This window comes from Bradyrhizobium shewense (assembly GCF_900094605.1).
In the GTDB taxonomy this organism is placed as follows: Bacteria; Pseudomonadota; Alphaproteobacteria; order Rhizobiales; family Xanthobacteraceae; genus Bradyrhizobium; species Bradyrhizobium shewense.
This window is the reverse complement of sequence record NZ_FMAI01000047.1, coordinates 1-15,065: the sequence shown is the minus strand read 5'-3', so window position 1 is coordinate 15,065 and position 15,065 is coordinate 1. Positions and strand designations below refer to the sequence as shown.

Sequence of the window (15,065 nt, the reverse complement as noted above, 5' to 3'; positions counted from 1 at the left end):
GTGGATGCCCGGGACAAGCCCGGGCATGACGGAGTTTGTGGCGCAATGACGCGCTCTCTCCTCACTTGAACAACGGCGTGCCCGGCACGAAGGCGTCGAAGGCGGCCCAGAACTGGGAGCGGTAGCGGTCCTGCTCCTGGAGGATCTCGTGCTTGGCGCCGGCGATCACGAGGTGGGAGCCGGCGCGCAGATGATAGGCGAACTCCTCGATCGCCGCGGTCGAGACCACCGCGTCGTTGGAGGCCGCCAGCATCAGGATCGGCTGGCGGATCTGCGAGGGGTAGTTCTTGCCCTTGAAGGTGTTCATGGCGCGGAAGGCGGTATCGGCCCAGGCCACGGTCGGTGATGCCAGCCCGAGCGTCGGGTCCTCCTCCAGGATCGCGGCATTGCGCGCATAGCGCACCGGATCGCTGGTCACGGGATTGTTGATGAAGGGATCGAGCCCGGTGAGACGGTCGCTGCCGCCGGGGACATAACGCCCCCCCTGCCCGAGCAGGCGCATGGTCTTGAGCAGCGCACGCACCGGAAGCGAGGTGGTGCGCCCGGGCAGGTCGATCATCGGCGCCGACAACACCATGCGGTCGAACCAGCGCTTGCCCGCATGCGCCACCCGCAGCATCACCGTGCCGCCCATGGAATGGGCCAGCGCGAAGAACGGCGGCGGGCAATCCGGCAGCACGACCTGCTGCACGAACGCCTCCACGTCGACCTCGAAATCGGAGAAGTCGCGCACATAGCCCTTGCGCGGGTCGCGCAGGCGGCGCGAGGAATGGCCCTGCCCGCGCCAGTCGATCATCGCCACTGCAAAGCCGCGGTTGCGCAAATCGCGCACGGTCTCGAAATATTTCTCGATCTGCTCGCTGCGTCCGGTGAAGACGCAGACGGTGCCCTTGCGGTTCGCCGGCGGCGCCCAGCGCGCAAAGCGCAGCTCGGCACCATCGGGCGTCTTGATGGTACCGCTGACGACGTCTTCGGGGACGGGATTGGACGGGATCGAGACCAGCGTCATGATTGGAAGTGCTTGGGCGCGAAGTGCTGCAAATCAAGGGGCGGGAGCGCCGAAAAGGCGCTGATTCCCGCCCTCTTGAACGCCGTCTCGTTCCACCCATATCATCTTCGTGCAGGCCGCTACCAGTGTTTCGGATCCGGAACATCAGGCTGCACACAGACTAAAGCCCGGCCCGATTGGCGGGCGGGTTACCAACAGTCGCTCAATGGAGGACTTGACCATGCGTAGCTATGATCTCACCCCCTTCTATCGTTCCACCGTCGGCTTCGACCGCCTCTTCAGCCTGCTCGACCAGGCCAGCTCGGACGGCAGCCCCGGTTATCCCCCCTACAACATCGAGCGCACCGGCGAGAACGCGTACCGCATCACCGTTGCGGTCTCGGGCTTCGCCAGGGATGAGCTGTCCATCGTCGCGAAGGAAAACACGCTGACGATCAAGGGCGAGAAAGTCGCCAACGAGAACAGCAAGTCCGAAGTGCTCTACCGCGGCATTGCCGCGCGTGCCTTCGAGCGCGCCTTCCAGCTCGCCGACTTCGTGCAGGTGAAGGACGCCTCGCTCGAGAACGGGCTGCTTCACGTCGACCTCGTCCGTGAGATTCCTGAGGCGAAGAAACCGCGCCAGATCGCGATCAACACCAGCGCACCGAAGGCGCAGGTGATCGAGAACTCGGCCGCGCAAGCCGCCGCGTAAATCACGTCGACAGCCACCAAGCTGCGAAAACGCCCCGGTGCCCCGGGGCGTTTTCATTTTGCGTTGCATCACAGAGTGGTGAGAAGGCGTAACACCGCCGCCGCGCGCTCCGTCCTTTTGGCATCGAACCCAAAACAAGACGGAGAAAGATCATGTCACTCTGGCGCAGCCTTTTTGTCGCCGCGAGCCTGTTGGCGGCTCCCCTCAGCCTTGCCCATGCGCAGACATCGCAGACAGTGAAGGCGAAAAACGTCGTGCTGGTGCACGGTGCCTGGGCCGACGGCTCGAGTTGGTCGGAGGTGATCCCGATCCTCCAGGCCGCAGGGCTGCACGTCACCGCCGTACAGAATCCGCTGTCGTCGCTTGCGGATTCGGTCGAGGCGACCAAGCGCGCGCTGGCTGAGCAGGATGGACCGACGGTGCTTGTCGCGCATTCCTGGGGCGGCACCGTGATCAGCCAGGTCGGCACTGATCCAAAAGTGTCCGGGCTCGTCTATGTCGCCGCACGCGCGCCCGATGCGAACGAGGATTTCGTCGCGCTGTCGAAGCAGTTTCCGACCGGCCCGCTGCGCGCCGGAATCGTCGAACGCGACGGCTACACAAAATTATCGGAAGACGCCTTCCTGAAATATTTCGCCAATGGCGTGAAGCCGGAACAGGCCAGGGAGCTTTATGCCGTGCAATGGCCGACCGCAGCGTCGATCTTCGCCGGCCGCACCACGGAGGCGGCGTGGCATTCGAAGCCGAGCTGGTACGCGGTGTCGAAGAACGACTACACCATCAATCCCGATTTCGAGCGCTTCCTCGCCAAGCGCATGAACGCCACCACGATCGAACTCGATGCCGGCCACCTCTCGTTGGTGTCGCATCCGAAGGAGGTCGCGAATTTGATCCTGGAGGCGGCGGGATATCCGCGGAGCTAGGCCGTGATCGCCGTATTGCAAAAGCGCCCGAGATTTTCGGGCGCTTTTTGTTTTGCCCACTCTCTCCCCGATGTCGTCCCTGCGAACGCAGGGACCCATACCGCGTGATCTATCGGTGGGGATGAGGTGCCAGTACCGGACTCCGAATCTTCGCCAAACTTCTCCTGGGGTTATGGGTCCCTGCGTTCGCGGGACGACAGCGAGAGTGCGCTATCGCATCAAACTCGCGACGCTAATCCAGCCCCTGTGCGGCCGGCATCTCCTGCGTCGGCAGGATCGTTGGGGCCGGCTTCGCCTGACCGACGGTTGGCGCAATGGCTTGTGGCGCGGCCTCGGCAGGCTTGGCCTGCGCGGCAGCGGTCTGCTGCGGTGCCTGCGCCTGCGGCGCCTGAGCCTGCTGCGCCACCGGCTCCGCCGGTTTGGCGGCCGCGACCGGCCTCTCGCCGCGCGGCGGGGCGGCCCTCGGGAGCGGCACGGCGCGGCTCGCCACGTGCGGGATCAAGGCCGGCGGCCGCGGCGGGCCGCTGCGGATCACGGTCGGCGGCGGCAGCGCGCTTTGCGGACCGTAAGGCGAGGCCGCGCGCTCGTCATAGGCGGGCGCCATGCCGTAGGCGTCCGCGGCCGGCATGAAACGGATGATCCGCCCGTCGCGGGCATCGATCACGAGCCGACCGTCATCGCCGCGACGGTCGATCACCGCGATGGTGTAGACGCTGCCGCGCAGGCGCGGGATGCCGAGCGGCGAGAAGCCGTTTTCGCGCAAGACCGCGTAGACCTCGGTCGACGGCAGCAACGCCGGACCGCGCTCTTCATAGCCGTAACCGTAGCCTTGGCCGTAACGCGGCGGCGGTGGCGGGGCGGTTTCGGGGGGCGCATAGGGTCCGTCGAAATCCGACACCGCGATCGCCGCCCCTCCTGCGATACCTTTCGCGGGAACTTGCGCCAAAACCTGCCGGTGCCCGGCGCTGATGGCGAGCAGCAGCGTGGCGGCAGCCACACATCCTGTGAAAAACTTCATCGTCGACACGCTCCTGTCAGGCCCCAGAATGCCTCGCGCTCTTTCGCTTCTTGCGGCGTGGCGCGCCTTTCGAAGGGTTGATCCGAAGCTTCATTTGGGATTTCGGCGCCCACAGGGCCGAATCGGGGCGCGTTGCTTCAAAACGGGGCCGCGCAACTTTCGGAAAGCGATTGATTGACATATCGGGAATCGGGACTTCCACGCGCTTGTGTGATAGACAAAAATTTGGCAAGGTGACGGTTAGGACAGGAAGACTGTCTCAATTTTGCTTGCGGTTCCGGCATAGGGATTGCAACGAAAGTCGGTGCTTTCGAGCACCATAAGGCAACAGGCAAAGCCGTTCTCGGGGACGAAGAACGCCTAGGCCTGAATTTAAGAAAATGCGGCTCGCAGCGGACGAGCGGTGACCCAGAGGCGGGTGCCGCGGAACGCCCAAGGTGCGCCGAAGATGGCGGTGAGGCAGCTTGCCGCACGGAGAGGATTGGAACAATGAACGGGTCGCAATTCGAGAGCGCAAACATCGTGGCAGAAGAGCTGTCGGCGACGGTCGCCTCGAAAACGACCGATCCGATTCAGGAACACAATTCGCGCCCGCCGGCCGTTGGCCTCTACGATCCGAGCCTGGAAAAGGATTCCTGCGGCGTCGGCTTCATCGCCAATATCAAGGGCAAGAAGTCGCACGAGATCGTCGCGGACGCGCTGAGCATCCTCTGCAACCTCGAGCATCGCGGCGCCGTCGGCGCCGACCCGCGCGCCGGTGACGGCGCCGGCATCCTGGTGCAGATCCCGCACGCCTTCTTCAGCCGCAAGGCGAAGGAGCTCGGCTTCGCATTGCCCGCACCCGGTGAATACGCCATCGGCGCGTTGTTCATGCCGCGCGACACCGCCTGGCGCAACGTCATCAAGAGCATCATCGCCGACCAGATCAAGGAGGAGGGCCTGACCCTGCTCGGTTGGCGCGACGTGCCGACCGACAATTCCTCGCTCGGCGTCACCGTGAAGCCGACCGAGCCGGCCTGCATGCAGGTGTTCATCGGCCGCAATGGCACCGCCAAGACCGAGGACGAGTTCGAGCGCCGGCTCTACATCCTGCGCAAGTCGATCTCGCAGGCGATCTATCAGCGCCGCGACCGCGGGCTTGCAGGCTATTACCCCTGCTCGATGTCCTGCCGCACCGTGATCTACAAGGGCATGTTCCTCGCCGACCAGCTCGGCAAGTACTATCCCGATCTGCACGAGAAGGATTTCGAGAGCGCGCTCGCCCTGGTGCATCAGCGCTTCTCGACCAACACCTTCCCGGCGTGGTCGCTGGCGCATCCCTATCGCATGATCGCGCATAACGGCGAGATCAACACGCTGCGCGGCAACACCAACTGGATGGCCGCGCGCCAGGCCTCCGTGAGCTCCGAGCTCTACGGCAAGGACATCAACCGGCTCTGGCCGATCTCCTACGAAGGACAGTCGGACACCGCCTGCTTCGACAACGCGCTCGAATTCCTGGTGCAGGGCGGCTACTCGCTGCCGCACGCCGTCATGATGATGATTCCGGAGGCGTGGGCCGGCAATCCGCTGATGGATGAGAAGCGCCGCGCCTTCTACGAATATCATGCCGCGCTGATGGAGCCGTGGGACGGTCCCGCCGCGATCGCCTTCACCGACGGCCGCCAGATCGGCGCCACGCTCGACCGCAACGGCCTGCGGCCCGCGCGCTATCTTGTCACCAAGGACGACCGCATCGTGATGGCGTCCGAGATGGGCGTGCTGACGATCCCCGAGGACCAGATCATCACCAAGTGGCGGCTGCAGCCCGGCAAGATGCTGCTGGTCGACCTCGAACAGGGTCGCCTGATCCCGGACGACGAGATCAAGGCCGAGCTCGCCAGAAGTCATCCCTACAAGGAGTGGCTGGAGCGGACCCAGATCGTGCTGGAAGAGCTGCCGAAGGTTCCGACCACCGGCGTGCGCTCCAATTTGTCGCTGCTCGATCGCCAGCAGGCGTTCGGCTACAGCCAGGAAGACATCGCCATCCTGATGACGCCGATGGCGGCCACGGGCGAGGAAGCCGCGGGCTCGATGGGCAACGACACGCCGATCTCGGCGCTGTCGGACAAGGCCAAGCCGCTGTTCACCTACTTCAAGCAGAACTTTGCGCAGGTCACCAACCCGCCGATCGACCCGATCCGCGAGGAGCTGGTGATGAGCCTCGTCTCCATCATCGGACCGCGGCCGAATCTGTTCGATCTACAGGGGCTTGCCACCACCAAGCGTCTCGAAGCGCGCCAGCCGATCCTGACCGACGCGGATCTCGAAAAGATCCGCTCGATCTCGGATGTTGCCGAGTCGCACTTCAAGTCGCGCACGCTGGACACCACCTTCCACGCCGGTCTCGGCGCGGCAGGCATGGACCAGGTGCTCGACGAGCTCTGCGCGCGCGCTGAAAGCGCGGTGCGCGAGGGCGTCAACATCATCATCCTGTCCGACCGCATGGTCGGCACCGACCGGGTGCCGATTCCGGCACTGCTGGCCTGCGCCGCCGTGCATCATCATCTGATCCGCGTCGGACTGCGTACCTCGGTCGGTCTCGTCGTCGAATCCGGCGAGCCGCGCGAAGTGCATCACTTTGCCTGCCTGGCCGGCTACGGCGCGGAGGCGATCAATCCCTATCTCGCGTTCGAAACCATCGTCGCGATGAAGGACCGCCTGCCCGGCTCGCTCGACGATTACGAGATCGTCAAGCGCTACATCAAGTCGATCGGCAAGGGCCTTTTGAAGGTGATGTCCAAGATGGGCATCTCGACCTACCAGTCCTATTGCGGCGCGCAGATCTTCGACGCGGTCGGCCTTAAGGCCGACTTCGTCGCAAAGTTCTTCGCCGGCACGCACACCCGCGTTGAAGGCGTCGGCCTTGGCGAGATCGCCGAGGAAGCCGTGCGCCGTCATGCCGACGCGTTCGGCGAGGCGCAGGTCTACAAGACCGCGCTCGATGTCGGCGGCGAATACGCCTATCGCAGCCGCGGCGAGGACCATGCCTGGACCGCCGAGTCGGTCGGGCTGTTGCAGCACGCCGCGCGCGGCAATTCGCAGGAGCGCTATCGCGCCTTCGCAAAGATCCTCAACGAGCAGTCGGAGCGGCTTCTGACGCTGCGCGGCCTGTTCCGGATCAAGAACGCGGACGAGGAGAAGCGCAAGCCGATCCCGCTCGACCAGGTCGAGCCAGCCAAGGACATCGTCAGGCGCTTCGCCACCGGCGCGATGAGCTTCGGCTCGATCTCGCGCGAGGCCCACACCACGCTCGCCATCGCCATGAACCGGATCGGCGGCAAGTCGAACACCGGCGAAGGCGGCGAGGAAGCCGACCGCTTCAAGCCGATGCCGAACGGCGATTCCATGCGTTCGGCGATCAAGCAGGTCGCCTCGGGCCGCTTCGGCGTCACCACGGAGTATCTCGTCAACTCCGACATGATGCAGATCAAGATGGCGCAGGGTGCCAAGCCCGGCGAAGGCGGCCAGTTGCCCGGCCACAAGGTCGACGCGACCATCGCCAAGGTCCGTCACTCGACGCCGGGCGTCGGCCTGATCTCGCCGCCGCCGCACCACGACATCTACTCGATCGAGGATCTGGCGCAGCTCATCTACGACCTCAAGAACGTCAACCCGACGGGCGACGTCTCGGTCAAGCTCGTCTCAGAGATCGGCGTCGGCACGGTGGCCGCGGGCGTTGCCAAGGCGCGCGCCGACCATGTCACCATCGCGGGCTTCGAAGGCGGCACGGGTGCGTCGCCCCTGACCTCGATCAAGCACGCGGGCTCGCCCTGGGAGATCGGCCTTGCCGAAACCCACCAGACGCTGGTGCGCGAGCGGCTGCGCAGTCGCATCGTGGTCCAGGTCGACGGCGGCTTCCGCACCGGCCGTGACGTCGTGATCGGCGCACTGCTGGGCGCCGACGAGTTCGGCTTCGCCACCGCGCCGCTGATCGCGGCCGGTTGCATCATGATGCGCAAGTGCCATCTCAACACCTGCCCGGTCGGCGTAGCGACTCAGGACCCCGTCCTGCGCAAGCGCTTCACCGGCCAGCCCGAGCACGTGATCAACTACTTCTTCTTTGTCGCCGAGGAAGTCCGCGAGATCATGGCTTCGCTCGGCTTCCGCACCTTCAACGAGATGGTCGGCCAGGTTCAGCTGCTCGACCAGACCAGGCTGGTCGCGCATTGGAAGGCCAAGGGCCTCGACTTCTCGAAGCTGTTCGTCAAGCAGAAGGAGGAGAAGGGCCAGAAGATCTATCACTCCGAGCGCCAGAACCATCATCTGGAGGCGGTGCTCGACCGCACGCTGATCGAGAAGGCGACGCCTGCGCTGGACCGCGGCGCGCCGGTGAAGATCGAGGCCAATATCAACAGCACCAATCGCTCCGCGGGCGCGATGCTGTCCGGTGCGGTCGCCAAGATCTACGGCCATGCCGGCCTGCCGCACGACACCATCCATGTCAGCCTCAAGGGCACCGCGGGCCAGGCCTTCGGCGCGTGGCTCGCCCACGGCGTCACCTTCGAGCTCGAAGGTGAAGGCAACGACTATGTCGGCAAGGGCCTCTCGGGCGGCAAGATCATCGTCAAGCCGCCTGCCAACAGCAGCATCGTGCCGGAAGAAAGCATCATCGTCGGCAACACCGTAATGTATGGCGCGATCCAGGGCGAGTGCTACTTCCGCGGCATCGCCGGCGAGCGTTTCGCCGTGCGCAATTCCGGGGCTGTGGCTGTCGTCGAGGGTGCGGGCGATCATTGCTGCGAATACATGACCGGCGGCATCGTGGTCGTGCTCGGCAAGACCGGGCGCAACTTCGCGGCCGGCATGTCCGGCGGCATCGCCTACGTGCTCGACGAGACCGGCGATTTCGACAGGCTGTGCAACATGGCGATGGTCGACCTCGAGCCGGTGCTGTCGGAGGAGCTGATCAACGCCGGCACCTACCACCACTCCGGTGACCTCGAGGCGCACGGCCGGGTCGACGTGTTCAACAACCTGCTCGCCTCCGACGTCGAGCGGCTGCACGTCCTGATCTCGCGCCATGCGAAAGCCACCGGCTCCAAGCGCGCCGCCGACATCCTTGCCAATTGGAAGGACTGGCTGCCCAAATTCCGCAAGGTGATGCCGGTCGAATACCGGCGCGCGCTGCGCGAAATGGCCGCCAACGCGGACGCCGAGCCGAAAATCGCGATCGGGGCGTAAGAGAAAGCCCTCATGGCGAGGAGGCGCGGAAAGCGCCGTCTCGAACCATGAGACCACCATCCGGGCCTCTATCCTTCGAGACGCGGCGCGAAGAGCGCGCCGCTCCTCAGGATGAGGAGTGAGAGAACAAAGAACTTAAGCGGCAGGGACTTCGGGTTTAATGGGCAAGATCACGGGTTTTCTGGAAATCGAACGGCACGACCGCAAGTACACCCCGGTCGCCGAACGCGTGAAGCATTACAACGAGTTCGTCGTTCCCTTGACCGAGAAGGAAACGCGCGACCAGGCCGCGCGCTGCATGAATTGCGGCATTCCCTATTGCCACGGCACCGGCTCGGTCGCGCCCGGCACGCCCGGCTGCCCGGTCAACAACCAGATCCCCGACTGGAACGACCTCGTCTACCAGGGCAATTGGGAAGAAGCCTCACGCAATCTGCACTCGACCAACAATTTCCCGGAGTTCACCGGGCGCATCTGTCCGGCGCCGTGCGAGGCCTCCTGCACGCTCAACATCGACGACAACCCCGTCACCATCAAGACCATCGAATGCGCGATCGTCGACCGCGCCTGGGACAATGGCTGGCTGAAGCCGGAAGTCGCAGCCGTCAAGACCGGCAAGAAGGTCGCCGTGATCGGCTCGGGTCCGGCCGGCATGGCCTGCGCCCAGCAGCTGGCGCGCGCCGGCCACGACGTGCACCTGTTCGAGAAGTACGCCAAGGCCGGCGGCCTGCTGCGTTACGGCATCCCCGACTTCAAGATGGAGAAGGGCGTCATCGACCGCCGCGTCAAGCAGATGGAAGGCGAAGGCGTCACCTTCCACTACAACAGCCATGTCGGCGTCGACGGCAATGTCGATCCGCGCGAGATGCTCAACGACTACGACGCCGTCGCGCTGACCGGCGGCGCGGAAGCCCCGCGCGACCTGCCGATTCCCGGCCGGGACCTCGCCGGCATCCACTACGCCATGGACTTCCTGCCGCAGCAGAACCGCCGCGTCTCCAGCGAACCCCAGAACGGAGTCCAGGAGATTCTGGCCGGCGGCAAGCACGTCGTCGTCATCGGCGGCGGTGACACCGGATCAGACTGCATCGGCACCTCGCTGCGCCAGGGCGCGCTCTCGGTGACCCAGCTCGAGATCATGCCCGCCCCGCCCGAGCGCGAGAACAAGGGCCTGACCTGGCCGAACTGGCCGCTGAAGATGCGGACGTCCTCCAGCCAGGCCGAAGGCGCCGTGCGCGAATACGCAGTGCTGACCCAGAAGTTCACCGGCGAGAACGGGCAGGTCAAGAAGCTCCACTGCGTCCACGTCGACGACAAGTTCAAGCCGATTGCCGGCACCGAGTTCGAGCTCGACGCCGAACTCGTCCTGCTCGCCATGGGCTTCGTGCACCCCGTGCACGAGGGCCTGCTCAAGATGCTCGCGGTCGAGCTCGACCCCCGCGGCAACGTCAAGGCCAACACGCTGGACTACCAGACCTCCCGTCCGAACGTGTTCACGGCCGGCGACATGCGCCGGGGCCAGTCGCTGGTGGTCTGGGCGATCCGTGAGGGCCGGCTGTGCGCAAGGTCGATTGATACGTTCCTGATGGGGAAGACGGATCTGCCGCGGTAGGTGAGGCGCGAGCTAGCAGCCCAACCGAGACTGTCATCGCCCGCGAAAGCGGGCGATCCTGTATTCCAGAGAAGCTAAACGTATACGGATAAGCTGCGGCGTACTGGATGCCCGCCTTCGTGGAGCATGACAGCGGAATCAATTCTGCAACCTCACCCCGACCATCACCACCGTCCCCTGCGAGCTCGATCCCGGCTGGTTCGAATCCAGGATGTCGTGGCGCAGCGTGCCCTTGACCCAGATGTTGCGGTTGAGCTTGTAGATCAAATTGCTCTCGAACGAGTAGGTCTTGTCGTTGCGGTTCTGGCCCTGGTAGTCGAGCGTGCCGTAGGTGAACTTGCCCACGGCCGTCAGCCAGCGGCGGAAGTCGTGGTCGACTTCGGCCGAATAGGTGCGCACCAGCACGCCGGAAGAGCCGGGGATGGTGGTTTCGGCGATCTGCGTGTCGGTGAAGAATTTCACCGTGGTGAGGCCGCTCGCATTCCAGATCAGCGAGCCCGAGGTGAGGAAGCCAGCGAGCTGGCTGAGGCGCGGGTCGGTGTAGTTGCGGGCGGAATAGCCGACCGAGATTTCGCCGGTGAGGATGCGCGAGAATTCGAACGACGAGCCGACCTTGGCGTAACCGCCGTTTGAATCGCGGAAATAGCCGTTGCGGTCGGCGGCCTGGTCGTGCACGCGGGTATCGCCCTGAATCTCGACGAACGGCTTCAGGCCGGGCTTGAGGTCGTAGGAGAAGCGTCCGATGCCGCCATACTGGTTGAAGTCGCGATCGCCGTTGCTGAAGGTCGAGCCGTCGGTGAGCTTGGAGTCCGTGTAGGCGGTGCGATCGACGGAGGCGCCGGCGGCGACCTGGAAGCGATTGAAGGTCTGGTCGAATCCGACGGTGGTGCCATAGGCGGCGTAGACCGGATATTTCTGCAGGCCGGCCTGCACGTTCGGGCTGCCGGGATTGTCGGTGGCGAGCCGCAGGCGCAGCTGCGAGGTCAGCTTGAGATCGCGGTCGACGTCGAGGCGGCCGTCGACATGGCCGGTGAAGTCAGGACGATTGATCTCGACCGGCGAAGGCGAGGCAAAGCCGTCGATCGTCGCCGGCATGTTGTTGGTGTAGCCGGAGAACGAGCCACGCAGGTCAGCGACCAGCGCGTGGCGCTCCCAGTCGGACATCACAAGCAGATCGGGTGCGACGACGTAGACCGGCGAGCCGATCGGCTTGTTGAGACGCGCAGGATTGGTGTCATAGCCGGTGGAGAGCTCGAGCCCACCCTTGATCAGGAAACTGCCGGCGTAGTCGCCGACGGCTCCGAACGCGTCGTCATCCGCCCTGAGGCGGCGGCGCAGCGGCTGTCCGGGCACGGTGCCCGCCATCGCCGCCGGCACCGGCGCCTTGTTGGCGGATGCGGATGGCGGTGGCGCGATTCTGGGCAGGCCGAGCGTCGACGGCGGCGGCACCGTGGTCGGCGCCGGCGAGCCGGGACCGGCTGCGCGCTTCGGCTTCGGCTGGCCCGGATAGAGCTTGGGTTGCTGTCGCTTGCGGTTGAGCGAATCATAGCCGGAGCTGCTCGCGCCGGCGGCGGCGGGCAGTCCGTAGGTCGGGACCTGACCGACGCGCGAGGTCGCCGGCCGTTCGCGGGCCTTGCGCGGATCGGCATTGGGATCGGGCAGCGCCGGCAACGCATCCGGCGGCGCCTGCGGCACGCCCGCCGTGCGGCGCGTCGGCAGCGTCTCGGGCGCGGCGAAGCCGCCGCGGTTGGGATTGAACAGATCGGGCGTGAGGCTCTGGCCGGCCGCGGGCACGCTTCCGAGGACCGTCAGCGCAAGACCCGGCACAAGGCACGGCAAAGCCGCGCGCAGGAACTGCGCGCGTTTGCTCCGGCCGGTGCCTGGAGACGACCCCACGATGGAATAACTCCAACGAAATCAAATACTTTCACGGTGACCTCCGCCGGTTGGCGGGAACCATCGTTAATGGAGTTAAAACAATTATGGTTAATGACCGGTTGAGGGCTTAGGCGCGCTCGTCGCCTCCACCGCCGCGGCGTGCTAATGACGCGCCGACCGGGCGAACGCCCCCTCCTCCCTGGACCAGTACATGCCGAGTTCGAAACCGCTGATGACCGCATCATCCGGCCCCATCCCCGACAGCGTCGAATCCGCGCTCCGCACCCTGGAGACGGAGAGCGGCGGCATCAACGCGCTCGCAACCGCCCTGCGCGGCCCGCTCGGCGCGACGTTCGCGAAGGCAGTCGACCTGATCCGCAACGCCAAGGGCCGCGTCATCGTCACCGGGCTCGGCAAGTCCGGCCATATGGGGCGCAAGATCGCCGCGACGCTGGCCTCGACCGGCACGCCCGCCTTCTTCGTGCACGCCGCCGAGGCCGGCCACGGCGACCTCGGCATGATCACCACCGACGACGTCATCATGGCGCTGTCCTGGTCCGGCGAGCAGCCGGAGATGAAGAACCTCGTGAACTATTCGGCGCGGTTCGCCATTCCCATGATCGCGGTGACGTCGAACGCGGCGTCCTCGCTGGGACAAGCCGCCGACCTCGTGATCGAGCTGCCGAAGGCGCGCGAGGCCTGCCCGCACAATCTGGCGCCGACCACCTCGACCCTGATGCAGGCCGCGATCGGCGATGCCCTCGCGATCGCGCTGCTCGAAGGCCGCGGCTTCACCGCGCTGGAGTTCGCGCATTTCCACCCGGGCGGCAAGCTGGGCGCGATGCTGAAATTCGTCCGCGACTACATGCGCACCGGCGCCGAGATCCCGGTCAAGCCCCTGGGCACCAAGATGTCGGAGGCCGTGGTCGAGATGTCGGCCAAGGGCCTCGGCTGCGTCTGCATCGTCAACGAAGCAAACGAGGTCGCGGGCATCATCACCGACGGCGATCTGCGCCGCCACATGCGCCCCGACCTGCTGACGGCGTCGGTCGACGAGATCATGACGAAGCAGCCGAAGACGGTGCCGCCGTCCATGCTCGCCACCGAGATGATTGAGGTGCTGAACACAAGCAAGATCACGACGCTGGTCGCGACCGAGGCGGGCAAGGTGGTGGGCATCGTGCATCTGCATGATTTGTTGCGGGCTGGCGTGGCGTAGCGCTCTCTCCCCACTCGTCATTGCGAGCGGCTTGTCCGCCGAAGCTCGAAAAGCGAAGGCGGAAGCGAAGCAATCCAGACTGCCGCCGCGGCAACAGTCTGGATTGCTTCGTCGCAAGGGCTCCTCGCAATGACGGCGGTCAGCGCGGGGCCGGAAACCGCGCCGCCTTCTCCTCCAGCGGCAACCGCAGCCCGTTCGCCAGATACGACACCGTGCGATAGAAGCCGCACAGCAGCATGATCTCCAGAATCTGCGCCTCGTCGTAATGCGCCGACAGCGCGGCAAACTCTTCATCGCTCAGCGTCGCGCGGTGATGCAGCGCGTCGACCGCTGCGATCAGCGCCTGTTCGGCCGGCGACCAGCACGGCGACGTCGCATCGCCCTGCACGGTGGCACGCACCTCGTCTTCGGCGAGCTTCGCCGGCCCGGCGAAAGCCGCGACATGCACGCCCCATTCATACTCGCATTTGTTCAGCGCGCAGGTGCGGTCGATGACGATTTCGCGCTGGCGCAGCGAGAGCGGGCCGGGATCGAGCAGGCCGCCGGCGCGAAATTTGTCCCAGGCGCGGCGATGTCCCGCCATCACCCGGAACAGCACCAGCGGCGGCGCGCCGCGCATGATGCGATCGAACTGGGCCTGGATCTCCGGGGGATAAGGCGGGGCGAGCGGGGCAATGCGCGGCGTGGATTGGGACATCGGCCGCCTCCTTTGCTACAGTTATTGTAGCAATACGCTACATTATCTGTAGCAAGACGCAAGAGGGCGGCGATGGCAAAACAGGCAGCATCAGGAAGCGTCCGCGGCTCGCGCACCGGGCGGCCGATCATGGCGCTGCTGGACCTGCTCGGCCGGCGCTGGAGCCTGCGAATATTGTGGGAGTTGCGCGGCGAGCCCCTCACCTCCCGCGCATTACGAACCGCCTGCGACGAGGCCTCACCAACGGTGCTGCAATTGCGGCTGACGGAGCTGCGCGAGGCGGGATTCGTGGAGCTGGGTGAAGGCGGAGGCTATGGGCTGACGCTGCTCGGGCGGGAATTGTGCGAGACGTTCATGCCGCTGCACCGGTTCGCGGAGAGGTGGCAGGGGTGAACGCGAGAACGGCCCCCACTTCCTTCTCCCCTTGTGGGCCTGTTGCGTAATCCACCAGTTGTGATTCCCTAGGGCAAAGCCTTGGAGGTATCGATGGCGGTGAAGCGGACAGGACAGCCGAGCTTTGTGGAAGCGCTGATGCCGAAGGGCGCCGGCGCCAATGCGGCGCTGGATCGGTTGGCTGGCCTGGTCAAGTGGTACCGGTTCGAGAAGCTGATCGGCCATTTGCGGGATGAAGGGAGCCCCGGTCGTCCAGGCTATCCGGTGCTTGTGCTGTTTCGCGCGGTGCTGCTGCAGTCGCTCTACGGTCTTTCGGAGCGCGAACTGGAGGAGGCGCTGGGCGACCGGTTGTCATTCAAGCGCTTCGTTGGTTTGAGCCTCGAGGATGCCATCCCCGATCAT

General features: G+C 65.4%; 11 protein-coding genes. 7 read left to right on the top strand and 4 right to left on the bottom strand.

Going from position 1 to position 15,065, the window contains the following annotated elements; all coding sequences use genetic code 11:
• Positions 1-61: 61 nt before the first annotated feature.
• Positions 62-1,009, bottom strand: a complete 948-nt coding sequence (locus GA0061098_RS40605) for an alpha/beta fold hydrolase (protein WP_091967271.1) — start codon at positions 1,007-1,009, stop codon at positions 62-64.
• 220 nt (positions 1,010-1,229) lie between these two features.
• On the opposite strand from GA0061098_RS40605, the gene GA0061098_RS40600 reads away from it, so the two are divergent.
• Both GA0061098_RS40600 and GA0061098_RS40595 read left to right on the top strand, forming a co-directional pair.
• Positions 1,230-1,700: an Hsp20 family protein gene (locus tag GA0061098_RS40600; RefSeq protein ID WP_165637930.1), complete on the top strand. Its 471-nt coding sequence runs from the start codon at positions 1,230-1,232 to the stop codon at positions 1,698-1,700.
• 152 nt (positions 1,701-1,852) lie between these two features.
• Positions 1,853-2,623 (top strand): alpha/beta fold hydrolase, encoded by a 771-nt coding sequence (locus GA0061098_RS40595; RefSeq protein ID WP_091967266.1) that lies wholly within the window; start codon positions 1,853-1,855, stop codon positions 2,621-2,623.
• A gap of 232 nt (positions 2,624-2,855) precedes the next feature.
• Here the strand turns inward: GA0061098_RS40595 and GA0061098_RS40590 are convergent, their stop codons facing one another.
• Entirely contained in the window at positions 2,856-3,641 is a 786-nt protein-coding gene (locus GA0061098_RS40590; protein ID WP_091967264.1) for a hypothetical protein, read from the bottom strand.
• Positions 3,642-4,130: 489 nt separating this feature from the next.
• Here GA0061098_RS40590 and gltB point away from each other — a divergent pair, with 489 nt between their 5' ends.
• Together gltB and GA0061098_RS40580 are read left to right on the top strand one after the other, a co-directional pair.
• Entirely contained in the window at positions 4,131-8,864 is a 4,734-nt protein-coding gene (gene gltB, locus GA0061098_RS40585; RefSeq protein WP_091967262.1) for a glutamate synthase large subunit, read from the top strand.
• 160 nt (positions 8,865-9,024) lie between these two features.
• Positions 9,025-10,476, top strand: a complete 1,452-nt coding sequence (locus GA0061098_RS40580) for a glutamate synthase subunit beta (protein WP_091967260.1) — start codon at positions 9,025-9,027, stop codon at positions 10,474-10,476.
• A 138-nt stretch (positions 10,477-10,614) separates the two neighbouring features.
• Here the strand turns inward: GA0061098_RS40580 and GA0061098_RS40575 are convergent, their stop codons facing one another.
• Positions 10,615-12,372, bottom strand: coding sequence for an outer membrane beta-barrel protein (locus GA0061098_RS40575; RefSeq protein ID WP_091967258.1), 1,758 nt, complete (start codon positions 12,370-12,372; stop codon positions 10,615-10,617).
• A gap of 193 nt (positions 12,373-12,565) precedes the next feature.
• Here GA0061098_RS40575 and GA0061098_RS40570 point away from each other — a divergent pair, with 193 nt between their 5' ends.
• Positions 12,566-13,573 carry a KpsF/GutQ family sugar-phosphate isomerase gene (locus tag GA0061098_RS40570; protein WP_091967256.1) on the top strand — a complete coding sequence of 336 codons (1,008 nt, stop codon included), beginning with the start codon at positions 12,566-12,568 and terminating at the stop codon, positions 13,571-13,573.
• Between the two features lie 139 nt (positions 13,574-13,712).
• On the opposite strand, the gene GA0061098_RS40565 is transcribed toward GA0061098_RS40570, so the two are convergent.
• A complete protein-coding gene (locus tag GA0061098_RS40565) occupies positions 13,713-14,270 on the bottom strand; it encodes a carboxymuconolactone decarboxylase family protein (RefSeq protein WP_091967254.1) in 558 nt (185 codons plus the stop codon).
• A gap of 72 nt (positions 14,271-14,342) precedes the next feature.
• On the opposite strand from GA0061098_RS40565, the gene GA0061098_RS40560 reads away from it, so the two are divergent.
• Positions 14,343-14,663, top strand: coding sequence for a winged helix-turn-helix transcriptional regulator (locus GA0061098_RS40560; RefSeq protein ID WP_091967252.1), 321 nt, complete (start codon positions 14,343-14,345; stop codon positions 14,661-14,663).
• A gap of 93 nt (positions 14,664-14,756) precedes the next feature.
• Positions 14,757-15,065, top strand: a 309-nt coding sequence (locus tag GA0061098_RS40555) for a transposase (protein ID WP_129591079.1), incomplete at its 3' end; no start/stop codon positions are given.